We start from the raw sequence: 22,810 nt of genomic DNA, 5'->3' as shown, positions 1-22,810 counted from the left end.
GCACCAAGGTGAGACGGTCGCAGCAGGACGTGAACGACGCGCGACCCGCAGATGAACACTGGCCCGACAGGACACCCTGCGGGCATCTGTCGTGCACGAAGGGGTCCCCGGATGACCCTAGGCTGGTCATGTGACACCACTGACCTCCGGCCTGCTGGGTGCCGCGCTGGGCGTCCTCGCGGTGCTCCTGCTGTGGTGGCTGCGGCGCGAGTGGCGTGCTGCCGGGGTGCCGGTCGAGTCGGCCCCGGAGCTCGTCGTGCCCGAGGGGGTCAAGGAGGTCCTGTCGGTGCTGCGCTCGGGGGCCATCGTCGTGGACGGGTCGGCGCGGGTCCACGTCGCGACCGGGGCGGCCCTCGCCTTCGGCCTGGTGCGGGGCGACAACCTCGTCAACGCGCGGCTGCGGGAGATGGTCGGCCAGGTGCTCGGCGAGCGGACCGTCGAGGAGGCCGAGCTGGAGATCGTGCGCGGCCCGCTCTCCTCGAGCCAGGTGCTGCTCGCCGTGCGGGTCGCCCCCTTCGCGGACGGGCTGGCGCTCATCCTCGTCGACGACCGCACCCAGGCGCGACGGGTCGAGGCGGTGCGCCGCGACTTCGTGGTCAACGTCAGCCACGAGCTCAAGACCCCGGTCGGCGGGCTCGCCCTCCTTGCCGAGGCCGTGCTGGACGCCGCGGAGGACCCGGAGGCGGTCCGCCGCTTCGCCGGACGGATGAAGACCGAGAGCGAGCGGCTCACCCGGCTCGTCGCCGAGATCGTCGACCTGTCCCGGCTCCAGGCCAACGACCTGCTCGCCGACATGGTGCTCGTCGACGTCGCCGCGTGCGCGGCGGAGGCCGTCGAGCAGACTCGGGTGGTGGCCGGTGAGCGGACCGTCGTGGCGGCGCCCGCGGGCCGCCCGGAGGAGCTGCGGATCTACGGCGACCGCGAGCTGGTGACGACGGCGATCCGCAACCTCGTGACCAACGCCATCGCCTACTCCGAGGACAGCACCCGGGTCGGCGTCGTCACCCGCCGCGTCAAGGACGTCGTCGAGGTCTCCGTGTCCGACCAGGGGCGGGGCATCTCGCCCGAGGACCAGGAGCGGATCTTCGAGCGCTTCTACCGGGTGGACCCCGCCCGCTCGCGCCGCACCGGCGGCACCGGGCTCGGCCTGTCCATCGTCAAGCACATCAGCGCGGGGCACGGCGGGTCGGTGACCGTCTGGAGCGAGGAGGGGCAGGGGTCGACCTTCACCCTGCGCCTGCCCGCGGTCGACGACCCCCGCGAGCCCGGCTCCCCCGCCCCGCACCGCCAGGGCCGGCCGGCCCGGGTGCCCGACCCCGCCCACGGCGAGACGGCGCCGCCGACCGCCCTGGCCGGCATACCCCGAGGAAAGGTGACCCGATGACGAGGATCCTGGTGGTCGAGGACGAGGAGTCCTTCTCCGACCCGCTGTCCTACCTGCTCGAGAAGGAGGGGTATGACGTCACCGTCACCGAGTCCGGGACCGAGGGGCTGGCCGCCTTCGACCGCGGCGGTGCCGACCTGGTGCTCCTCGACCTCATGCTGCCGGGGATGTCCGGCGTGGACGTGTGCCGCGCCCTGCGGCAGCGCTCCAGCGTCCCGGTCATCATGCTCACGGCCAAGGACTCCGAGGTGGACAAGGTCGTCGGGCTGGAGCTCGGCGCGGACGACTACGTCACCAAGCCCTACTCCGGCCGGGAGCTGCTCGCCCGCATCAAGGCGGTGCTGCGCCGGCTGAGCGAGCCCGAGGAGCTCATGCCCTCGACCGTCGAGTCCGGGCCGGTGCGCATGGACGTCGAGCGGCACACCGTCTCCGTCGACGGTGAGTCGGTCTCGCTGCCGCTCAAGGAGTTCGAGCTGCTGGAGATGCTGCTGCGCAACGCCGGGCGGGTGCTCACCCGGGGCCAGCTCATCGACCGCATCTGGGGCAGCGACTACGTCGGCGACACCAAGACCCTCGACGTGCACGTCAAGCGGCTGCGCGCCAAGATCGAGCCCGACCCCTCGCACCCGCAGCACATCGTCACCGTGCGCGGCCTGGGCTACAAGTTCGAGACCACCTGACCGGGAGGGACTCGGGCGCCTACTTCTTGCCCTGGTTGGCGACCTGCTGGATCGCCTCGGCGGCGGCCGAGGGGTCGAGGTAGCGCCCGCCGGGGGTGACGGGGGCGAGGTCGGCGTCGAGCTCGTAGAGCAGCGGGATACCGGTGGGGATGTTGAGGCCGGCGATGTCCTCGTCGCTGATGCCGTCCAGGTGCTTGACCAGGGCGCGCAGGCTGTTGCCGTGCGCCGCGACGAGCACCGTCTGCCCCTCGCGCAGGTCCGGCACGATGTCGCTGTCCCAGTAGGGCAGCATGCGGGTGACGACGTCCTTGAGGCACTCGGTGCGCGGCAGGTCGGCGCCGAGGTCGGCATACCGCGGGTCGCCGGCCTGGGAGAACTCGTCGTCGTCCTCGATCGGCGGCGGCGGGGTGTCGAAGCCGCGGCGCCAGGCCATGAACTGCTCCTCGCCGTACTTGTCCCGCGTCTGCGCCTTGTCCAGCCCCTGCAGCGCGCCGTAGTGGCGCTCGTTGAGCCGCCAGTTGCGGTGCACCGGGATCCAGTGCCGGTCGGCGACGTCCAGCGCCGTGTTGGCGGTGGTGATCGCGCGGCGCAGCAGCGAGGTGTGCAGCACGTCGGGCAGCAGCCCCTCCTCGCGCAGCAGCTCGCCGGCGCGCCGCGCCTCCTCGTGGCCCTTCTCGGTCAGGTCGACGTCGACCCAGCCGGTGAAGAGGTTCTTCTCGTTCCACCGGCTCTCGCCGTGGCGCAGCAGGATCAGGGTGTATGCGGCCTCGCTCATGGCGCCCACCCTACCGATCAGCGCTGGTCGGGCCCGGCGGCGGGCAGCGACTCCAGCTCGGCCCGGAACGCCTCGAGGTTGGCGGTGGACTCGCCGCGGTCGTTGCGCCAGGCCCACTCCCGCCGGATCGAGGTCCAGAACCCCAGCCGCAGCAGCTCGTTGAAGGGCTCGTCGCAGGCGGCCAGCACCGCGCCGAGCAGGTCGTCGAGCACGTCCTCGTCGAGGCCGGCCAGCGGCACCCGCCCGGTGAGGTAGACGTCGCCGCTGGCGTCGACGGCATACCCCACGCCGGGCAGCCGCAGCGCGCGCCGCAGCAGGTAGCGGTAGACCCCCTCGTGGTTCTCGTCCGGGTTGCGGATGACGAACGCGCGCAGCTCCACGGCGCGCTCGCCGACGACGAGCGAGACGACGGTGCGCAGCTTGCGCTCGCCGGGCAGGGCGACGACCGTCTCGCCCGGCCGGGTGCCCTCCTCCCACTCCACCCCGAGCGCGTCCAGGTGGGTGCGCAGCGTCGCGAGGGCGTTCTCATCCATGGTGTCCTCCTCGGCGGGTGGTCACGGCGGCGGCGTAGGCGTCGAGCAGCGCGTCGACGGTCCGCTCCCAGGAGTATGCCTGCGCGTGCTCCCGGGCGCGGGCCGCGAAGGCGAGCCCGGACCCGTCCTCCCTGGCGTCCAGCACCTCGGCCAGCGCGTCGGCCCACTCCCCCGGGTCGTGCCCGTCGACGAGCACCCCGACGTCCCCGACCGCGAGCGGCAGCCCTCCGACCCGGGCGGCGACGACGGGGGTGCCGCAGGCCAGCGCCTCGACGGCCACCAGCCCGAACGACTCGTGGTGGGAGGGGATCGCGACCACGTCGGCGGCCCGCATCCACGTCGCCAGCTCCTCCCGGGACACCGGGGGCACGAGGTGCACCAGGTCGGCGACACCCTCCTCCCGCGCCACCTGCCCCAGGCTGCCCGGCCGGGTCAGGCCGGACCCCGAGAGACCACCGAGGACCGCCACGACCAGCCGCTCCCGGCGGGCCGGGTCGCGCCGGACCAGCTCCCCGGCGGCGCGCACCAGCACGTCCGGCCCCTTGAGCGGCTGGATCCGCCCGACGAAGAGCAGCACCTCCGCGTCCGGGTCCAGCCCGGTCGCGCGCCGCGCCTCCTCCCGGTCGCCCGGGGCGAAGGTGTCCAGGGCCACGCCGGGGGGCACCACGTGCACCTTGTCCGGGGCCGCGGCATACAGCTCGACGAGGTCGCGCGCCTCGGCCGGGGTGTTGGCGACGAGCGCGTCGGCGCGGTCCACCAGCTCCTGCTCCCCCTCGACCCGCGCCTGCGGCTCCGGGGTCTCCCCCGCCGCCAGGGAGCGGTTCTTGACCCGCGCCATCGTGTGCATCGTCTGCACGAGCGGGACGTCGAAGCGCCGTGAGGTGAGCCCGCCCGCCTGCCCGCTGAGCCAGTAGTGCGCGTGGATGACGTCGTAGTGGCCCTCGGCCAGCCCCGCGACGTGCCGGGACAGGTCGTCGGCGAACGCGCACACGTGCCCCGGCAGCTGGTCCTTCGGCACCCCTTCCAGCGGTCCTGCGGGGACGTGGTGGACGCTCACCGGCAGCCCCGGCTCGAGGTCGACGCTGCGCGCCTGCCCGGCCCCCGTCGCCCGGGTGAAGATGTCGACCTCCACCCCGCGGCGGGCCAGCTCGGCGGCCGTCTCGACGACGTAGACGTTGAGACCCCCGGCGTCCCCCGTGCCGGGCCGCAGCAGCGGCGAGGTGTGCAGCGAGACCATCGCGACCCGGCGCACCGGCGGCCGCCGGGTCGGGTCCTCGCTCACGGGCGCCAGTGTGGCACGGCCGCGGCGCCGGTCACGCCTCTAGGCTGACCGCATGCCGCAGCCCGCCCGCCGCCCCGTCGGGACCGTGACCCGCGGCACGACGAACCCCAACCGGCTGCGGCGGGTGGACCGCTGGATGGGGTATGCCCTGGGCGGGCTCCTCCGCTCCGCGCCGGACCCGCCGGTGGTCGTGGACCTGGGCTACGGCGCCTCCCCGGTGACCGTCCTCGAGCTCGCCGACCGGCTGGGCACGGTGCGGTCCGACGTCCGGGTGGTGGGGGTGGAGATCGACCCCGAGCGGGTGCGGCGCGGGGCCCCGCTCGCCGACCCGCCACGGGTGGACTTCGCGCTCGGCGGCTTCGAGGTCCCGCTGCCGGCGGGCCTGGGGACGGGGGTGCGGCCGACCGTGGTGCGCGCCTTCAACGTGCTGCGGCAGTATGCCGAGCCCGAGGTCGCGCCCGCGTGGGCGCAGATGGTCGGCCGGCTGGCGCCCGGCGGTGCGCTGGTGGAGGGCACCTGCGACGAGCTGGGACGACTCGCGGCGTGGGTCGACGTGCGGAGAGGGGAGAACGGGGAGCCGACGCCGCGGACGCTCACGATCTCGCTGCGGCTCGCCGGTCTGGACGCGCCCTCGGTGGTCGCGGAGCGGCTGCCCAAGGTGCTCATCCACCGCAACGTGCCGGGCGAGCGGGTGCATACCTTCCTCACCGCGCTGGACCGGGCGTGGGAGCGCGCGGCACCGCTGGCGAGCTTCGGGGCGCGTCAGCGCTTCGTCGCGACGGCACGGTCGCTGCGTGAGGAGGGGTGGCCGGTGCGCGGCGGGGCGGCACGCTGGCGCCTCGGCGAGCTCACCGTCGACTGGGCCGCCGTCGCGCCGGGCTGATCAGCTGACCAGCCCCTCACCCCGGACCGGACACCCCTTGTGTCCGCGTCGGCACCGGACAGAAGGTCTGTCCGGTCGGCCGAGGGCGAGGCGGGAGCGGACGGGAGGTATGCCCGGTCACCAGGGGCCGTAGGGACCCATGTGGTTGTTGGAGCCGCCACGGCCCTGCACCGTCTTCACCGCGGGACGGACGTCGGCGAGGTAGACACCGGCCGCGACGACCGAGATGACCGTGAAGATCGACAGGACGTTGCCGATCGAGATGAAGCCGAGCAGCGCGGCCCCGCCGGTGATGAGCGACCAGAAGGTCTTGGTGCGCTTGCCCGCGGCGGCGAAGGCGTCCTGGCGGGTCCGCAGGCAGTCGACCAGCGCCCAGATCATCATCGCGAAGAGCCCGAGGCTCAGCACGAGCTCGACCGTGTTCTGCGCCTGGTAGATGAGACCCATGCGCCCAGACTAGTCCCCGTCCCTGGACGCAGCACCCAGACGGGGCGGCGCTCAGGTGTCGACGATCACCGTGACCGGGCCGTCGTTCACCAGCTCGACCTCCATCATCGCGCCGAAGCGCCCGGTCGCGACCTCGATCCCCCGCTCCCGCAGCGCGGCGACGACGGCGTCCACGAGCGGCTCGGCCACCGGGCCGGGCGCGGCGTCGCCCCACGAGGGGCGCCGCCCCTTGCGGGTGCTGCCGTAGAGCGTGAACTGGCTGACGACGAGCACGGCACCGCCGCTGTCCTCGACCGAGCGCTCCTCGCGCAGGATGCGCAGCTCGGCGATCTTGCGGGCCACCGTCGCGACGTCGGCCGGCCCGTCGTCGTGGGTGGCGGCCACGAGGGCGAGCAGACCAGGACGGTCGATCTCGCCCACGACCTCGCCCTCGACGCGGACGGCGGCGCGGCTCACCCGCTGCAGGACGGCCCGCACCTCAGGCCCCGTCGGGGAGCACCGCGCGCACCCCGCCCACCGGCTCGCCGTGCCCCCGCACGACCGCCCGGGCGTCGAGCGCGTCCATCGTCGACCCGGCCTGCGGCCCCAGCTCCGCCGCGCCGGCCCGGCGCAGCACCGCGGTGGCCACGACCACCCTCGCCCGCTCGCCGCCGTCGGTGATCTTCACCGACAGGCCGCGCCCGTCCGGCAGGCCGACGGCATACACCGACTCGGCGCCGTCCTTGGCGATGAGCCCGGGCACCGCGCGGACGAGCTCGGTGACGTCGCGGCCGGTGCCGCCGAGATGCTCCGGGTAGGCCCGGATCGCCGCGGCCACCCGGCCCGCCTCGGTCTCCGGCCCGGCGGCCGCGATCCGGCCGAAGGCGCGGGCCAGCCCGGCCGAGGAGACCCCGAGCGCCGGTGCCCCGCACCCGTCGACGGTCGCGACCTCGACCTGCTCTCCGGTGAACTCTTCGATGACCTCGACCACGAGGCGCTGCAGCGGGTGCTCCGGGTCGAGGTAGGTGGCGGTGTCCCACCCCGCGGCGACGCACGCCGCGAGCATGCCGGCGTGCTTGCCCGAGCAGTTCTGCCCGAGGGAGGTGGGCGGGGCGCCCTCCTGGATCCAGGCGCGCCGCTGCTCCTCGTCGAGCGGGAGGTCGGGGGTGTTGCGCAGCGCCGACTCGTCCAGCCCCACCGAGGCGAGGATGCGGCGCGCGCCCTCGAGGTGGTGCTCCTCCCCGGAGTGGCTGGCGCAGGCCAGGGCGAGCAGCTCGTCCTGCAGGTCCGCGCCGGCCCGCAGCATGGCGATCGCCTGCATGGGCTTGAGCGAGGAGCGCGGCAGGATCGGGGCGTCGACCGGTCCGACCGCCAGGTGCACGGCACCGTCGGCCGCGGTCAGCGCGACCACGCCGTGGTGCACCGACTCCACGAAGCCGCCGCGCACCACCTCCGCGACGACGGGAGCGGTGGCCAGCGGCGAGCCGGAGGTCTGATGGGTCTGGGTGGGCATGGGCCTGATCCTGTCAGGGCCGGCGCGCCCTCGGACCGTCGGCCGGGACGATCACCGTCTGCGCGGCGGCGGTGCCCTCGGCGAGGAGGGTCAGACCGGGGTCGAGGGTGCGCTTGACCAGGGCCAGGGCGACCGGGCCGTCCTCGGCGTGCCGGGCGACGCTGGTGAGGTGGCCGACGGGGCGCCCGCCCTCGAGCGGGGTCAGCTCGGCACCGGCCTCGGGGATGACGTGCCCGGAGCCGTCGAGGTGGAGGAAGACCACCCGGCGGGGCGGGCGGCCGAGGTTCTTCACCCGGGCGACCGTCTCCTGCCCGCGGTAGCACCCCTTGTGCAGGTGCACGGCGGTGCGCAGCCAGTCCAGCTCGTGCGGGATCGTGCGGTGGTCGGTGTCGACGCCGGCCCGCGGGCGCCAGGCGGCGACCCGCAGCGCCTCGGCGGCCCAGGTGCCGGCGAGCGGCCGGTCGCCGACCGCGGCGGCGAGCTCCTCGCGCGGCACGATGAGCTCGCGCCAGGCCCGCCCCGAGCCGGGGTGGTCATCGCCCTCCGGCCCGTAGCAGTACGTGTCGCCCACGGGGCCCGGCCACGGGTCGACCCAGGCGAGCGGCTCTCCCTCGGCGGACTCGCGCGCCACCGGCTCGCCGAGCACGGCATACCGGGCGGTGACGTCCTCGACCTCGACCCGGAGCATGAAGCGCATCGAGTCCAGCCAGCCGGCCACGGCGGGCGCGGCGCCGGGCTCGGTGGTGATCCAGGTCGTCCCGCCGTCGTCGACGACGTGCAGGGCGTGCTCGACGTGGCCCTTGGGCGTCAGGACGAGCGTCTCGGTGGACGTGCGCGGCGGCAGGTCGGTGAGCTGCTGGCTGGTGAGCGAGTGCAACCAGCTGAGCCGGTCCGGCCCGGAGACCGTGACCACGCCGCGGTGCGACAGGTCGACGACGGCCAGCCCCTCCTCGAGCAGGCGCTGCTCCCGGTGCGGGTCGCCGTAGTGCGCCGCGACCCCGGCGTCGACGCCGAGACCGTCCACCGCCCCGGGGCGGTCCAGCAGCACGTCCATGGGGCTCCCTCTCGTCGCGGTGCCTGCTCTCTGACCAGCACCTCCACGGTACGCGGGTCCAGGAAGTCCGAAGGAACCGGTCGTAGACTCCTCCCCCATGAGGGATGACCACACTCCCGGGGGAGGCACCCCGGACCGCCGACGGCGGCGACCGCTGCGCCTGTTCGCCGCCGGCATCGGCGTGCTGGCGCTCGTCGGGGTCCTCGCGCTCGGGGGGTATGCCTTCTTCCTCCAGCGCACGGTCGAGGGCAACATCGAGCGGGAGGACCTCAACGCGCAGGACGACTCGACGGTGACGATCTCGCCGGACCGCTTCGGCTCCGAGCAGCCCGAGGACAGCGAGGCGGACGCCGAGGACCCGGAGGGGTCGGTGGACCTCGAGGGCACGGTGGAGACCGAGGAGGAGAGCGCCGCCCCGATCGTCGGCGAGGACGGTCAGGCGATCGAGGTCGGGGAGAGCGAGTTCCAGGCGGAGACGCCGGAGCGGCCGGCCGAGGCCGGGGAGGCGCAGAACTTCCTCATCATCGGCTCGGACAGCCGCGACCTGTCGGTCGAGCGGGGCCGCTCCGACGTCATCGTGCTCATGCACATCAACGACGAGCGCGACCGGGTCGACCTCATCCACTTCCCGCGCGACCTCTTCGTCCCCATCGCGGGCACCGGCGGCTCCTCCAAGATCAACGCCGCCTACTCCTACGGCGGGGCGCCGCTGCTGGTCCAGACCCTGCAGCCGCTGGTCGACGTGCCGATCGACCACGTCGTCGTCGTCAACTTCCAGAGCTTCCAGGCCATGACCGACGCCATCGGCGGGGTCGACGTCGACGTCGCCGAGTCCTCGCCCGGCTTCCCCGAGGGCGTCATGCACATGGACGGCGCGACCGGGCTGGAGTTCGTCCGCGAGCGGTATGCCCTCTCCCAGGGCGACATCTCGCGCGGCCAGCGCCAGCAGGCCTTCATCCAGGGGATCATGACCAAGGCGCTGTCCCGGGAGACGCTGACCAACCCGGCGCGGCTCGCGAGCTTCGTCGACGCGGCGACGACCAACCTCACCGTGGACGCCGACCTGCAGGTGGGCGACATGCGCGACCTGGGCTTCCAGATGCGCGGGGTGCGCGGTGACGACATCCACTTCGAGACCGCCCCGTGGACCGGCATCGCCAACCACCCGGTGGCCGGCTCCATCGTCGTCATGGCCGACGACCAGATGGCGGACCTCTCCGAGCACCTGAGGAACGACACCATGGAGGACTACACCGACCCGGTGTCGCCCCGTTCCGGCTTCGGCGGCTGACCCGCCCGGGCCCTACGATGGTCGGGTGCCCATCGAACTCGACCCGACCATGCACCCCGACAACGCGCCGCTCGCCTGGCTGCTCGGCTCCTGGGCCGGCGCCGGCGTCGTCGGCTACCCCACGATGGAGTCCCGCAACTTCGGGCAGGAGGTCGAGGTGACCCACGACGGTCGCCCCTTCCTGCACTGGTCCTCGAGCACCTGGCTGCTGGACGAGCAGGGTGGCAAGGAGGAGCTCTTCGCCACCGAGACCGGCTTCTGGTGCCCGCAGCCCGACGGCGAGGTCGAGCTGCTCCTGGCCCACCCCACCGGCGTCGTCGAGATGTACTACGGGCGGACCGAGCAGGCCAAGGTCGAGGTCGCCACGGACAGCATCGTGCGCAGCCCCCGCTCCCGCGACTACTCGGCGGCCCAGCGCCTCTACGGCTACGTCGGCGGCAACCTCATGTGGGTCATGGACATGGCGGCCGAGGGCTACGAGATGCAGTCCTACATGTCCGCCGAGCTCAAGCGGGTCTGAGGCCTCATCCGGGGAAGGCCGACGGCACGAAGGCCAGCCCCACGAGGTAGGGCACCACGCCGACCACGAGCACGGACACCACCCCGGCGACGAGCCGGGGCCGGGCGTGCGCCAGCGGCGGCAGCCCCACGAGCACGCTGCGCAGCGCGTGGCTCAGCGCGCCGGCCGCCACGCCCACGACGAGCCAGGTCGTCGGGCTGGCGTGCAGCGCCAGGGCGACGGCCAGCGCCGCCGCCCCTCCCGCGAGCATCGCCAGCGCCATCGCCCAGCCGCGCAGCGGCGCCCACAGCCCCAGCAGGTCGCTGAGCGAGGACGCTCCCGCGGCGCCGAGCGCGCCCAGCAGCAGCGCGATGCCCTCGGCGGTGTGGCTCGCGGGCACCATGAGGATCCCGCAGCCCACGAGCGCGAGCCCGAGGACGACCGAGCTGATCGACTGCACGACGCGCGGCCGCCCGTCGACGCGGAGCAGCTGGTGCACGAAGGCCGCGATCATCGCGAGCGCGAGCGCGGCCGGTGCCCACCCCAGCCACGGCTCCTCCTCCCGGACCCCGACGGAGGTCACCAGCGCGAGCCCGCCCACGAGCAGCACCCCGACCGTGCCGCGGGGCGAGGGCAGCCCGAAGGTCCCCGACCACCCCCAGGCGATGACGACGGTGCACGCGGCCAGGCCCACGGCGAGCAGCCACGGGGCGGCCACCGCCGCCAGGGCCAGCAGCCCGGAGACGCTCACGACCACGAGCACCAGCGAGCCCACGAGGCCCCGGGTCGGGCGGTCCGCGGGGCGCTCGCCGGAGGTGGGCACGGGCATACCTCCATCTTGCCCCACCCGGACCGGTCGGGACCGCAGGCGCAGGCTCCTTATCCTGGGTGCGTGGCCGACCTGGTCCTGCTGACCCCCCGCCCCGCCGACGACGCGTCGGCGGCCCTCGTGCTGCCCGGGCTCCCGCTGCTGCCGCACCGGGTCTCGGTGTCCGGGATGGACGTCGGGGCGCTGCTGACCCGCAGCGACAGCGAGACTGACCTCGTGCTCGTCGACGCCACGGCCGACCTCGTCCAGGCCCGGGGGGTGCTGCGCTCGCTCGCCGCCCTCGGCCTGCAGGTGCCCGTGCTCGCCGTGGTCGGCGAGGGTGCGCTGGCGGTCCTCGACGAGCAGTGGCCGCTCGACGACCTCGTCCTCGCCACCGCCGGCCCGGCCGAGCTCGCGGCCCGGCTGCGGCTCGCGCTGGGCCGCGGGCCGCGGAGCACCGGCGCCGAGCGCGCCGGCGCGGCGGACCCCGAGGACGAGCCGGAGGCCATCCGGGTCGCCGACGTCGTCGTCGACGAGGCGAGCTGGACGGTGCGCGCCGGTGGCCGGGCGCTGGACCTCACCTTCAAGGAGTTCGAGCTGCTGCGCTACCTCGTGCAGCACCCCGGCCGCGTCGTCACCCGCGACACGCTGCTGCAGCAGGTGTGGGGCGGGGACTACTACGGCGGGACGCGGACGGTCGACGTGCACATCCGGCGGCTGCGGGCCAAGCTCGGGCCGGAGCGCGAGTCCCTCATCGGCACGATCCGCGGGGTGGGCTACCGCTTCGTCGGGGCGCGCGGACCCGAGCGCCCGGGCTCCGTGCCAGACTGACCCCCATGCCTGGACCGCGGCCCGACATCGACGAGCTCCCTGCACTGCCCGGCCAGGTGTCCGGGGACGTCCTCGCCCTGGCCGTCCGCGCGGCCCGGCACGACGGGGTCAGACCCCTCTCGGAGCAGACCGTGCTCCAGGCGCGGCGGCTCCCGGAGCAGGCCGACAGCCACGAGTCCGGCACCCACCTCGTGCTGCGCACCGACGGCGGCGTGGCGGGCTACGGCCACGTCGACCTCAGCGACCCGGACGCCCCCTCGGCCGAGATCGTCGTCGACCCGGAGCACCGGCGTCGCGGGCTCGGCGGGACCCTGCTCGACCACGTGCTCCGCCGCTGGCCGCAGGTCCGGCTGTGGAGCCACGGCGACCTGCAGGACGCGCGGACCCTCTACGGCTCGCGCGGGCTGCGCGTCGTGCGCGAGCTGTGGCAGATGTCCCGCCCGCTGGCCGGCGAGTGGTCGGACCTGCCGGCCGAGGTCGAGCTGCCGGACGGCTTCGAGGTCCGGACCTACCGCGTCGGCGCCGACGACGAGCCCTGGCTCGCGCTGAACGCCCGCGCCTTCGCCGACCACCCCGAGCAGGGCCGGATGACGCTGGCGGACCTGCACGACCGGCAGGAGGAGCCGTGGTTCGACCCCTCCGGCTTCCTCGTCGTCGTCGACACGACCGACGTCGACCCCGAGGGCGAGCCGCGGCTGGCCGCCTTCCACTGGACCAAGGTGGAGACCGACCACCCGGACACCGGTGAGGTCTACGTCGTCGGGGTCGACCCCGACTACCAGGGCCGCGGCCTCGGCTCGGCGGTGACCCTGCTGGGCCTGCAGCACCTGCGCAACCGCGGTGTGGAGACGGCCACGCTCTACGTCGACGGGGACAACGACCCCGCGATCGCCACCTACCACCGGCTCGGCTTCGAGCGGTCCGCGATCGACGTCATGTATGCCGCGGGAGACGCGGACGCATGAGCGGGGGCGGTCCGCCGGTCGTGCGCGCCGGTGGGGTGCTGCCGGTGCGCCGACGCCACGGCAAGCTGGAGGTGGCGCTGGTCCACCGGCCGAAGTACGACGACTGGTCCTGGCCCAAGGGCAAGCTGGACCGGGGCGAGGACTTCCCCTCTGCGGCGGTGCGCGAGACCTGGGAGGAGACCGGGCTGCGGGTCCGGCTGGGTATGCCGCTGCCCCCGGCGCGCTACCGCCTCACGAGCGGTCCGGACAAGCTGGTGCACTACTGGACCGGTGAGGTCAGCGGCGGCGCGGGCGCCCTCGACCACGAGGTCGACGAGGTGGCCTGGCTCTCCCCGAAGCAGGCGAGCCGGCGGCTCAGCTACCCCCGCGACCGGGACCAGCTCGACGCCCTCGTCGCGCTCGACGACGCCGACCGGCTGGCCACCTGGTCCCTCCTCGTGGTGCGGCACGCCCTGGCGGTCCCCCGCTCGGAGTGGCACGACCCGGACCCCCGCCGCCCCCTCACCCGGCCGGGGCGCCAGCGGGCGCGCGGCCGGGTCCAGGCCCTGCTCTCGGCCTACGGCCCCGAGGTGGTCCTCAGCTCGCCGTCGGTGCGGTGCACGGAGACGGTCGAGCCCTTCGCGGCGGCCGAGGGCATACCGCTGACCACCAAGAAGGGGCTCTCCGAGGAGGGCTTCGAGGCGCACCCGGGCGCGCTGGCCAAGCACGTCGAGCGGGTCATGGCGCAGGGCGTCGGGACGGCGCTGTGCACCCACGGCCCGCTGCTGCCCGACCTGGCCGGGATGCTGCTGGCCCGCGCCGACGCCTCGCTGGAGTCCTCCGACCGGCGCATGCTGAAGCGGCTGGCCGGGCGGCCGATGGACAAGGGTGAGGTGCTCGCGTGCACGATGCTCGGCGCCGGGAGGAAGGCCCGCGTCGTCGCCGTCGAGCGGCATCGTCCTGCGTAGGAAGTGGTGCGTGCCGGGCCGGGAGCGCCTCTCGGCGCGTGGCCGCTCGAAGCGGCGTGTGTTGGAGCCCGGGGCTGCCGCGGCCCGGCACGCACTGCACAACGGTACGCCCCTGGCAGATGTTCCCCAACTTTGGGCGGGGGCCGTCAGTGCAGGTCGCCGAGGCGCCACAGCCGGGCGCAGGCGGTGAGGTCGTCCGCGGTGTCCCGCAGCCGCGCCGCCCGGGTGACCTGCTCGCCCGGGATGTCCCCGCCGCCGGGCTCGACGAGCCCGACCGCCATGACGTGGCAGAAGGCGCTGGCGCGCTCCAGGGCGATCGCGAAGTCCCCGGTGAAGACGCCGCCGAGGATCTGCTCGGTGAGGTGGCGCAGCCCGTCCGGGTCGGGTGGCTCGGCCACCCCGGCGATGGCGCGGTAGACCTCGGCGTGGCCGGAGCCGGCGGCGAACTGGCGCCCGACCTCCTCCGGCTGCCGGAGCACCCACTCGTGCAGCAGGTAGAGCCGCCACAGGGCGCCCGGCAGGCTCCGCGCCGGGCGGTCCGACCAGAGCTGGGCCACCGTGGCCAGACCGACCTCGCTCACCAGCCCGACGAGGCGCGAGGTGAGCTCGCTGTCGCCGGCCGACTCGGCCCGCCCACGACCGACGACGAGCTCGGCGCTGCGGTGGGCGGCCTCGGCCACCTCCAGCGGGTCCGGGCCGGCGGCGGCGTCCTCCAGCCGGTCCGGCGGTCGCAGGGTGGGGCGGTGGAAGGGCCGCCGGCCCTGCTCGCCGCTCATCGGGTCATCACCACCACGCCGTCCGGCCCCAGCTCCACGGCGCCGTCCACCGGCTCCTGCGGCGGGTGGGAGATGAGGACGTGCGTGCCCTGCGGCACCTCACGGCGGACGGCGCCCTCTCCCCCGAGCCGGGCCAGCACGAGCACGCCGGGACGGTCGACGGTGAGCACCTCTCCCCCGGCCCCGTCGGCCTCGCGGGTCACGGTGGCGGTGGTGCCGCGCGCGGAGGCGGGCGTCGTGGCGCGCCACCGCAGGAGGGTGCGGTAGAGCTCGAGCATCTGCGCGTGCGGCTCGCGGCCCGGCTCGGACCAGTCCAGGGTCGAGGCCTCGACGGTGCCGGCGTCCTGGGGGTCCGGGACCTGCCCGGCCCAGCCGTGCTCGGCGAACTCGGCCTGCCGCCCCTCCCGGATCGACTGCGCGAGCCACTCCTCCTCGTGGTCGGTGAAGTACTGCCACGGGGTCCCCGCGGACCACTCCTCGCCCATGAAGAGCATCGGCGTCCACGCGGCGGTGAGCAGCAGCGCCGCCCCGATCGCGTGCCGGCCCAGGGGTATGCCGTGGTGCACGCGGTCACCGACCGCCCGGTTGCCGACCTGGTCGTGCGTCTGCAGCGAGGCCACGAAGCGCCACGGCTCGGTGACCCCGAGGTCGACCGGGCGCCCGTGCACCCGCTCGCGGAAGGTGGAAAAGGTCCCGTCGTGGAAGAACGGGGTCCGGCCCAGCACCTTGGGGATCGCGGCCGGATCGGCGAAGTCGGCGTAGTAGCCCTGCGCCTCGCCGGTGAGCAGCACGTGCAGGGCGTGGTGGACGTCGTCGGCCCACTGCCCGTGCAGCCCGAGGCCGCCGGCGCCTCCGGGGCCCCGCCGCGACACCGTGGCCGGGTCGTTGCGGTCGGACTCGGCGACGAGCGAGCGGGGTATGCCCGTACGCTCCCCGATCTGGTCGGCCAGCTCGGCGAGCTCCTCGAGCAGGTGCACGGCGCGCTCGTCGTGCAGGGCGTGGACGGCGTCGAGCCGGAGCCCGTCGAGGTGGTAGTCCTCGAGCCACATCGCGGTGTTGTCGAGCAGGTAGTCCCGCACCTCGTCGCTGCCCGGTCCGTCGAGGTTGACCGCCTCGCCCCACGGCGTGTGGTGCCGGTCGGTGAAGTAGGGACCCGCCTGGGAGAGGTAGTTGCCGCTCGGCCCGAGGTGGTTGTAGACGACGTCCAGCCACACGGCCAGCCCTGCGGCGTGGGCCGCGTCGACGAAGGCGGCCAGGCCCTCCGGCCCGCCGTAGGGGTCGTGCACGGCATACGGCGCCACCCCGTCGTAGCCCCAGCCGTGGCGGCCCGGGAAGGCGGCCACCGGCATGAGCTCGACGACGGTGACGCCGAGGTCGACGAGGTGGTCGAGGTGGCCGGCGGCGGCCTCGAAGGTGCCCTCGGGGGTGAAGGTCCCGACGTGCAGCTCGTAGACCGCGGCCCGCTCCAGCTCCACGCCTGCCCAGGCGTCGTCCGACCACGCGAAGCCGGCGGTGTCCACCAGCCGGCTCGGCGCGTGCACGCCGTCCGGCTGGTGCCGCGAGCGCGGGTCGGGGATGGCGATGCCGCCGTCGACGGAGAAGGCATACCGGCCCTCGTGCGGCTCGGGGTCGGCGCCCGCCCGCCACCAGCCGTCCTCGCCCACCTCCATGGGCACGGAGGTGGCGTCCTCGGGACGGGGACCGAGCAGCAGGTCGACCCGCTCGGCGTCGGGTGCCCACAGGCCGAACTCGTGGGTCTCGCTCACTGCGCTCCCTCCTGCAGGTGCTCGGCGCGGACGAGCAGCGCCACCGGGCCGCCGGCGAAGACCTCGGCCGCGAGCGCGCCCTCCTCGCCCACGGGGTGCTCGGCCCCGGTGAGCGCGTCGACCCACAGGTCCGGCGGGAGGGGTATGCGGGTGTCGCCGAGGCCACCTTCGGCGCCGAGGCTGCGCGGCGCGCGGATGGTGAGGGTCGCGGCGACGTCGCCGCGCAGGAAGCCCAGGACGTGGGGGCCCGCCTCGACGGGGCGGTAGCCCGCGCCGGGGCCGTAGGCCTGCGGCAGCCACGCCCGCAGCCGCAGCACCCGGGAGGTGACCCAGAGCACCTCGTCGGAGAGGTCGCCGGTCCAGCCGGTGGCGTCCAGCCGGTCGAGCCGGGCGATGCGCTCGTCGTAGTCCACCGGGCGACGGTTGTCCGGGTCCACGAGGGACAGGTCGACGACGCCGGAGCCCTGGTAGGTGTCGGGGATCCCGGGCAGGGTGAGCTGCAGGATCTTCTGCGCGAGGGTGAGGGTGCGGGTGGTCAGCACGTTGTCCGCGAGGGTCGCGGCGATGGCGTCGCCAACCTCCCCGCCCGCGAGCATCTCGTCGGCGAGCGCGAGCACCCGGGCCTCGTAGTCCTCGTCCGGGTCGGTCCAGGTGGTGCGCTCCTTGGCCTCGCGCAGGGCCTTGGTGACGTAGGTGGAGAGCCGCTCGTGGTCGACCCGTCCGGCGCCGACGAGGGTCTGCCAGATGAGGTGGGCGGTCGGCCCGTCGACGCCGTGCCGGTCCGCGGCGGCCCGGGCGGCCTGCGAGATCCGGGTCCAGCCGTCGGCGTCGCCCGAGACCGCGAGGATGCGGGCCCGGACGTCCTCGCTGCGCTTGGTGTCGTGCGTCGACAGGGTGGTCATGCCCTGCGGCCAGTGCTCGGCCTGGTGCTCGGCCCAGGCGTGCAGCGTCGCGACGCCGTGGGCGGCGTCGAGGCCGACGGCGGGGTCGGCCCCGACCTCGTTGAGGGCGACCAGCCGGTGCCAGCGGTAGAAGGCGGTGTCCTCGATGCCCTTGGCCATGACCGGGCCGGTGGTCTGCTGGAAGCGGACGCACAGGTCCGTCGCGGCGAGCGGGTCGGTGCTGCACCCCTGCGGGTCGGCGAGCACCGTGACCAGGGCGTCGATCTCCTCGCGCAGGTCCGGGCGGGCGGCGAGGGCTCGCTCCTGCCCGGTGAACAGGGGCGCGACCATGGCCTCGTCGTGCTCGTCCGGCGGCGCGCCGGGGCGGACGTAGGCGCGGTAGACGTGGACCGAGACGAGCATCTCGAGCAGGGCCTCGCGCAGCCGCTCGGGGTCGAGCGCGGGGAGCGCCTCGACGGCGCGCCGCAGCAGCCGGGCCACCTCGGGGCGCAGCAGCTCGGTGGCCGCCAGCCGCTTGCACCGCTCGATCTCGGTGTGGACGTCCGGCTCGCCGCCGGTGGCCTCCCACTCCCGGCTGACGACCTCGGTGGTGGTGGGGTCGACCAGGGCCGCCGAGAGGGCGGCGTTGGCGTCGTAGCCGGTGGTGCCGGAGCACGCCCAGCCGGCGGGAAGGCGCTCGTCGCCCTCGAGGATCTTCTCCACCCAGACCGGGGTGCCCGGGCGCACGGCGTCGGTGAGCTCCTGGAGGTATGCCGTGGGGTCCGCCAGGCCGTCCGGGTGGTCGATGCGGAAGCCGTCGACGACCCCGTTGCGGTGCAGCTCGAGGAGCAGCTCGTGGGTGGCGGCGAAGATGTCGGGCTCCTCGACCCGGACCCCGATGAGCCCGTCCACCTCGAAGAAGCGGCGGTAGTTGAGGACGTCGGCGGCGTCCCGCCAGGAGGCGAGCAGCCAGCGCTGCGCGTCGAGCACGGCGGCCAGCTCCTGGGGGGTCCCGGCGGGCATCGTCTCGGTGCCGGGCGCGAGCGGGAGCACGTGCTCGTAGTAGCGGGCGACGGGCATACCGGCGGCGGGTCCCTCGTCGTCGCGGCCGGTGCCGAGGGTGATCTGGCCCTGCTCGAGCACGGCGTCGAGGTCCTCGCCGAGGACCGGCAGGCCGAAGCGCCCGCCCAGGTGGTCCCAGTCGACGTCGAACCAGGCGGCCCGCGACGCGGTCGGCCCGTCGCGCAGCACCTCCCACAACGGCGCGTTGCACCACAGCGGCGCGACCATGGCCATGTGGTTGGGCACGACGTCGACGACGACGCCGATCCCGACGTCGTGGCAGGCCCGGGCCAGGGACTCCAGGCCCTCGCGGCCGCCGATCTCGGGGTTGACCTGGGTGTGGTCGAGCACGTCGTAGCCGTGCTCGGAGCCCGGGACCGCGGTGAGCACCGGGGAGAGGTAGACGTGGCTCACCCCGAGCGCGTGCAGGTAGGGCACGACCTGCTCGGCGTCGGCGCAGGTGAACCCGGCGTGCAGCTGCAGGCGGTAGGTGGCGGTCAGGGGACGGGTGCTGGGCGCTGTCATCTCGCGCACCAGTCTCTCACCGCCCGACCGGCCGCACGGTCTGCGCCGACCGGCCGCACCGTGACCGTAGAATCTTCAGGGTGTCTGCCTCCCGCCCCGACCTGCGCGACCTCGCCCGCGAGCGCATCCTCGTGCTCGACGGCGGCTACGGCACCCTGCTGCAGCAGGAGGGCCTGGTCGAGGAGGACTTCCACGGCGAGGGCGAGCAGTGGGAGGCGCTGCGCGAGGTCACGCTCAAGGGCAACTTCGACATCCTGGCGCTGACCCGGCCGGACGTGCTGGCCCAGGTGCACCGCGCCTACCTCGACGCCGGCGCCGACCTGCTCACGACCAACACCTTCACCTCGACCACCATCGCCCAGGCCGACTACGAGGCCGGCCACCTGGCGCACGCGATGAACGTCGCCTCCGCGCAGGTCGCCCGCCAGGTCGCCGACGAGGTCGAGGCGGAGTCCGGCCGGCCGCGCTGGGTGGTCGGGACGCTCGGCCCCACCAACCGCACCGCGTCCCTCTCCCCCGACGTCGAGCGCCCCGAGTTCCGCGCGATCACCTACGAGCAGCTGCGCGCGGCCTACGCCGAGCAGGCCGACGGGCTGCTCGAGGGCGGCGCCGACCTGCTCATGGTCGAGACCGTCTTCGACACCCTCAACGCCAAGGCGGCGCTGCACGCGGTCGCCGACGTCCTCGCGACCCGGCAGGCGGCCGGTATGCCCCGGGTCCCAATCATGCTGTCCGGCACGATCACCGACGCCTCGGGCCGGACCCTGTCCGGCCAGACCCCGGAGGCCTTCGCGGTCTCGACCGAGCACGTCGACCTGGTCTCCGTCGGTCTCAACTGCGCCCTCGGCGCCCAGGAGATGCGCCCGCACCTGCGCGAGCTCGGCGCCGCGAGCACCGCCCTGGCCTCGGTCCACCCCAACGCCGGGCTGCCCAACGCCTTCGGCGGCTACGACGACACCCCCGAGGACATGGCGGAGGTGCTCGGCGACATGGCCCGCGAAGGGCTCATCAACATCGTCGGCGGCTGCTGCGGGACGACGCCCGAGCACATCCGGGCCATCGCCGAGGCCGTCGACGGGGTGGCGCCGCGGCAGGCTCCCCAGCCGTCGGCATACCTGCGGACCTCGGGCCTGGAGGCGTTCACCCTCACGCCGGACGTCAACTTCGTCAACGTCGGCGAGCGGACCAACATCACCGGTTCCCCGAAGTTCGCCCGCCACGTCAAGGAGGGCGACTGGGACGCCGCCGTCGCGATCGCCCGGCAGCAGGTCGAGGCCGGTGCCCAGATCGTGGACGTCAACGTCGACGAGGGCATGCTCGACGGGCCGGAGACGATGACCCACTTCCTCAACCTGCTCGCCGGCGAGCCCGACGTCGCCCGGGTGCCGGTGATGATCGACTCCTCCCGCTGGGAGGTGCTCGAGGCCGGGCTGCGCTGCATCCAGGGCAAGGGCGTCGTCAACAGCCTCTCGCTCAAGGACGGCGAGGAGGAGTTCCTGCGCCGGGCGGCGATCGTGCGCCGCTACGGCGCGGCGGCGGTCGTCATGGCCTTCGACGAGACCGGCCAGGCCGACACCTACCAGCGCCGGATCGAGGTGTGCGAGCGGGCATACCGGCTGCTCACCACGCGCAGCGAGGCGCTGCCGGACCCCTTCCCGCCGCACGACGTCATCTTCGACCCCAACATCCTCACCGTCGCGACGGGCATGAGCGAGCACGACCGGTATGCCCTGGACTTCATCGAGGCGACCCGCTGGATCAAGGCCAACCTGCCGGGGGCGCTGGTCTCGGGCGGCGTCTCCAACGTCTCCTTCTCCTTCCGCGGCAACAACACCGTCCGCGAGGCGATGCACGCGGTCTTCCTCTTCCACGCCATCGAGGCCGGGCTGGACATGGGGATCGTCAACGCCGGCATGCTCGGCGTCTACGCCGAGCTCGACCCCGAGCTGCGCGACACGGTCGAGGACGTCGTGCTGGCCCGGCGCGAGGACGCGACCGAGCGCCTCATCGAGCTGGCCGAGCGGATCAAGGCGCAGGGCGAGGGGGCGGCGCCCGGCGAGCGCAGCGCCGCGGCGGCCGCGAAGCTGGCCTGGCGCGAGGAGCCGGTCGCCGAGCGGCTGCGGCACGCACTGGTCCAGGGCATCGACACGTATGCCGTCGAGGACGCCGAGGAGGCCTACCAGGAGCTCGGGTCGCCGCTGGCGGTGATCGAGGGCCCGCTCATGGCGGGCATGGACGTCGTCGGCGACCTCTTCGGCGCCGGCAAGATGTTCCTCCCCCAGGTGGTGAAGTCGGCGCGCGTCATGAAGAAGGCCGTCGCGCACCTCACGCCCTACCTCGAGGCCGCGGCCGCGGAGACCGGCGGCCACAGCAAGGGCAAGGTGGTCATGGCGACGGTCAAGGGCGACGTGCACGACATCGGCAAGAACATCGTGGGCGTCGTCCTGGGCTGCAACGGCTACGAGGTCATCGACCTCGGGGTCATGGTGCCGGCCGAGAAGATCCTCGCCACCGCGGACGAGGTGGGGGCCGAGGTCATCGGCGTCTCGGGACTCATCACGCCGAGCCTGGACGAGATGGTCTCGCTCGCCGCCGAGATGCAGCGCCGGACCCTCACCACGCCCCTGCTCATCGGGGGTGCCACCACCTCGGCGGCCCACACCGCGGTGAAGATCGACCCGGCCTACGAGGGCACGGTGGTCCACGTCGTCGACGCCTCCCGGGCCGTCGGCGTCGTCGCCGACGCGATCCACCACCAGGACCGGCTCCGCGACCGGGTCGCCGGGACCTACCAGGAGCTGCGCGAGCGGCACGGCGGCAAGCAGGTGCGCCTCGTCAGCCTGGACAAGGCGCGGGGCGACAGCCGCGCGGTGAGCGAGCCGGTGGCGGCTACGCCGCGGCTCCTGGGGACCCGCACGGTGAGCCCGAGCGTGGCCGAGCTGGTCGAGATCGTCGACTGGACCCCCTTCTTCACCGCCTGGGAGCTGCGCGGCTCCTACCCCCGCATCCTCGAGGACCCCAAGGTCGGGGAGCAGGCCCGGGCCACCTGGGCGGACGGGCAGCGCTGGCTGGAGCGCATCCTCGAGGAGGACCTCTTCACCCCCCGCGGCGTGGTCGGCCTGTGGCCGGCGCGACGCACGGCCGACGGTGACGACATCGAGCTGGACGTCGACGGCGCACCGGTGACCCTGCATACCCTCCGGCAGCAGCGCGAGCGCACCCAGGGCGGGTATGCCGCGCTCGCCGACTTCGTGGCGCCCGCCGACGACCACGTCGGTGCCTTCGCCGTGTCGATCCACGGCGCCGAGACCCTCGCCCGGCGGCTGCGGGAGGAGGAGCAGGACGACTACGGCGCGATCATGGTGCAGGTGCTGGCCGACCGGCTGGCCGAGGCCTTCGCCGAGTGGGTGCACCGGGAGGTGCGCACCACGCTGTGGGGCTACGCGCCGGAGGAGGACCTGCCGGTCGCCGACCTCATCAAGGAGCGCTACGACGGGATCCGCCCGGCTCCCGGCTACCCGGCGCAGCCGGACCACACCGAGAAGTTCACGCTGTGGGAGCTGCTCGACGCCGAGCGCAGCGCCGGGATGACGCTCACCGAGCACGGCGCGATGAGCCCGAACAGCGCGGTGTCGGGCATCATCCTGGGCCACCCCGAGGCCCGCTACTTCTCCGTCGGGCCCATCGACGAGGACCAGGTGGCGGACTACGCCGCCCGCAAGGGCTGGGACCTGGAGACCGCGCAGCGCTGGCTCGGCCCGATCCTCTCCTGAGCGCGAGGCGCTGACCAGCGGATTCGCGATTCGTCGGGGTCGCATTCCTGGCGCCGGCGATCGTGACCCAACCGTTTCCTTCGTAACGGTCGCGTCACGATGCCCGCGAGGGCGGCTCCTGAGCCCCCGTCACGCGGCGTGTCGCTGCTACTTTCG

The 22,810-nt window shown here is 74.3% G+C and carries 20 protein-coding genes; 9 read left to right on the top strand and 11 right to left on the bottom strand.

What is annotated here, in order from left to right; genetic code table 11:
* The first annotated feature begins 130 nt into the window (after window positions 1–130).
* On the top strand, window positions 131–1,384 hold the full coding sequence (locus SGUI_RS13330) for a sensor histidine kinase (RefSeq protein WP_066641085.1): 1,254 nt from the start codon (window positions 131–133) through the stop codon (window positions 1,382–1,384).
* Window positions 1,381–2,064: a response regulator transcription factor gene (locus SGUI_RS13325; RefSeq protein ID WP_066641083.1), complete on the top strand. Its 684-nt coding sequence runs from the start codon at window positions 1,381–1,383 to the stop codon at window positions 2,062–2,064. The genes SGUI_RS13330 and SGUI_RS13325 overlap by 4 nt, the downstream gene beginning before the upstream one ends.
* A gap of 19 nt (window positions 2,065–2,083) precedes the next feature.
* On the opposite strand, the gene SGUI_RS13320 is transcribed toward SGUI_RS13325, so the two are convergent.
* Genes SGUI_RS13320 through mshA form a run of 3 tightly spaced genes read right to left on the bottom strand, consistent with a single transcriptional unit; the run spans window position 2,084 to window position 4,654 of the window.
* Window positions 2,084–2,839 (bottom strand): phosphoglyceromutase, encoded by a 756-nt coding sequence (locus SGUI_RS13320; RefSeq protein ID WP_066641080.1) that lies wholly within the window; start codon window positions 2,837–2,839, stop codon window positions 2,084–2,086.
* Window positions 2,840–2,856: 17 nt separating this feature from the next.
* Complete coding sequence (locus tag SGUI_RS13315; RefSeq protein WP_066641078.1) at window positions 2,857–3,372, bottom strand: YbjN domain-containing protein; 516 nt, start codon at window positions 3,370–3,372, stop codon at window positions 2,857–2,859.
* Complete coding sequence (gene mshA, locus SGUI_RS13310) at window positions 3,365–4,654, bottom strand: D-inositol-3-phosphate glycosyltransferase (protein WP_237141360.1); 1,290 nt, start codon at window positions 4,652–4,654, stop codon at window positions 3,365–3,367. Before mshA ends, SGUI_RS13315 begins: the two co-directional genes overlap by 8 nt.
* A gap of 52 nt (window positions 4,655–4,706) precedes the next feature.
* Here mshA and SGUI_RS13305 point away from each other — a divergent pair, with 52 nt between their 5' ends.
* The gene (locus SGUI_RS13305) at window positions 4,707–5,537 is read left to right on the top strand and encodes a class I SAM-dependent methyltransferase (protein ID WP_066641076.1); all 831 of its coding nucleotides are present in this window, start codon (window positions 4,707–4,709) and stop codon (window positions 5,535–5,537) included.
* A gap of 117 nt (window positions 5,538–5,654) precedes the next feature.
* Here the strand turns inward: SGUI_RS13305 and SGUI_RS13300 are convergent, their stop codons facing one another.
* From SGUI_RS13300 to ygfZ, 4 genes are read right to left on the bottom strand one after another with little or no spacing between them, the layout of a single operon-like run.
* Entirely contained in the window at window positions 5,655–5,984 is a 330-nt protein-coding gene (locus SGUI_RS13300) for a DUF2516 family protein (RefSeq protein ID WP_066641074.1), read from the bottom strand.
* Between the two features lie 51 nt (window positions 5,985–6,035).
* Complete coding sequence (gene dtd, locus SGUI_RS13295) at window positions 6,036–6,461, bottom strand: D-aminoacyl-tRNA deacylase (protein ID WP_066641073.1); 426 nt, start codon at window positions 6,459–6,461, stop codon at window positions 6,036–6,038.
* Between the two features lies 1 nt (window position 6,462).
* Window positions 6,463–7,476: an asparaginase gene (locus SGUI_RS13290; RefSeq protein WP_066641071.1), complete on the bottom strand. Its 1,014-nt coding sequence runs from the start codon at window positions 7,474–7,476 to the stop codon at window positions 6,463–6,465.
* Between the two features lie 13 nt (window positions 7,477–7,489).
* Window positions 7,490–8,530, bottom strand: coding sequence for a CAF17-like 4Fe-4S cluster assembly/insertion protein YgfZ (gene ygfZ, locus SGUI_RS13285; protein ID WP_066641069.1), 1,041 nt, complete (start codon window positions 8,528–8,530; stop codon window positions 7,490–7,492).
* Window positions 8,531–8,627: 97 nt separating this feature from the next.
* Between ygfZ and SGUI_RS13280 the strand changes: the two genes are divergently transcribed.
* Both SGUI_RS13280 and SGUI_RS13275 read left to right on the top strand, forming a co-directional pair.
* A complete protein-coding gene (locus tag SGUI_RS13280) occupies window positions 8,628–9,821 on the top strand; it encodes an LCP family protein (RefSeq protein WP_066641068.1) in 1,194 nt (397 codons plus the stop codon).
* A 25-nt stretch (window positions 9,822–9,846) separates the two neighbouring features.
* Window positions 9,847–10,341, top strand: coding sequence for a heme-binding beta-barrel domain-containing protein (locus SGUI_RS13275; protein ID WP_083190686.1), 495 nt, complete (start codon window positions 9,847–9,849; stop codon window positions 10,339–10,341).
* Window positions 10,342–10,345: 4 nt separating this feature from the next.
* Here the strand turns inward: SGUI_RS13275 and SGUI_RS13270 are convergent, their stop codons facing one another.
* A complete protein-coding gene (locus SGUI_RS13270; protein WP_066641067.1) occupies window positions 10,346–11,149 on the bottom strand; it encodes a hypothetical protein in 804 nt (267 codons plus the stop codon).
* Window positions 11,150–11,212: 63 nt separating this feature from the next.
* On the opposite strand from SGUI_RS13270, the gene SGUI_RS13265 reads away from it, so the two are divergent.
* The 3 genes from SGUI_RS13265 to SGUI_RS13255 are packed head-to-tail and all read left to right on the top strand — an operon-like array spanning window position 11,213 to window position 13,871.
* A complete protein-coding gene (locus tag SGUI_RS13265; RefSeq protein ID WP_066641066.1) occupies window positions 11,213–11,959 on the top strand; it encodes a winged helix-turn-helix transcriptional regulator in 747 nt (248 codons plus the stop codon).
* A 5-nt stretch (window positions 11,960–11,964) separates the two neighbouring features.
* On the top strand, window positions 11,965–12,924 hold the full coding sequence (gene mshD, locus SGUI_RS13260) for a mycothiol synthase (RefSeq protein WP_066641065.1): 960 nt from the start codon (window positions 11,965–11,967) through the stop codon (window positions 12,922–12,924).
* Window positions 12,921–13,871, top strand: a complete 951-nt coding sequence (locus SGUI_RS13255) for an NUDIX hydrolase (RefSeq protein ID WP_066641064.1) — start codon at window positions 12,921–12,923, stop codon at window positions 13,869–13,871. Before mshD ends, SGUI_RS13255 begins: the two co-directional genes overlap by 4 nt.
* Before the next feature lie 146 nt (window positions 13,872–14,017).
* Here SGUI_RS13255 and SGUI_RS13250 read toward each other — a convergent pair whose 3' ends face one another.
* Genes SGUI_RS13250 through treY form a run of 3 tightly spaced genes read right to left on the bottom strand, consistent with a single transcriptional unit; the run spans window position 14,018 to window position 18,881 of the window.
* Window positions 14,018–14,647, bottom strand: a complete 630-nt coding sequence (locus tag SGUI_RS13250) for a hypothetical protein (RefSeq protein WP_066641063.1) — start codon at window positions 14,645–14,647, stop codon at window positions 14,018–14,020.
* Complete coding sequence (gene treZ / locus SGUI_RS13245) at window positions 14,644–16,413, bottom strand: malto-oligosyltrehalose trehalohydrolase (protein ID WP_066641062.1); 1,770 nt, start codon at window positions 16,411–16,413, stop codon at window positions 14,644–14,646. Before treZ ends, SGUI_RS13250 begins: the two co-directional genes overlap by 4 nt.
* The gene (gene treY, locus SGUI_RS13240) at window positions 16,410–18,881 is read right to left on the bottom strand and encodes a malto-oligosyltrehalose synthase (protein ID WP_066641060.1); all 2,472 of its coding nucleotides are present in this window, start codon (window positions 18,879–18,881) and stop codon (window positions 16,410–16,412) included. The genes treZ and treY overlap by 4 nt, the downstream gene beginning before the upstream one ends.
* An 80-nt stretch (window positions 18,882–18,961) precedes the next feature.
* Between treY and metH the strand changes: the two genes are divergently transcribed.
* Window positions 18,962–22,654, top strand: a complete 3,693-nt coding sequence (gene metH / locus SGUI_RS13235) for a methionine synthase (protein WP_066641058.1) — start codon at window positions 18,962–18,964, stop codon at window positions 22,652–22,654.
* The last annotated feature ends 156 nt before the right edge of the window (window positions 22,655–22,810 follow it).

This window comes from Serinicoccus hydrothermalis (assembly GCF_001685415.1).
Taxonomy (GTDB): Bacteria; Actinomycetota; Actinomycetes; order Actinomycetales; family Dermatophilaceae; genus Ornithinicoccus; species Ornithinicoccus hydrothermalis.
Note: the sequence above shows the minus strand (reverse complement) of the source record. Positions and strands in the feature narration are given on the sequence as shown.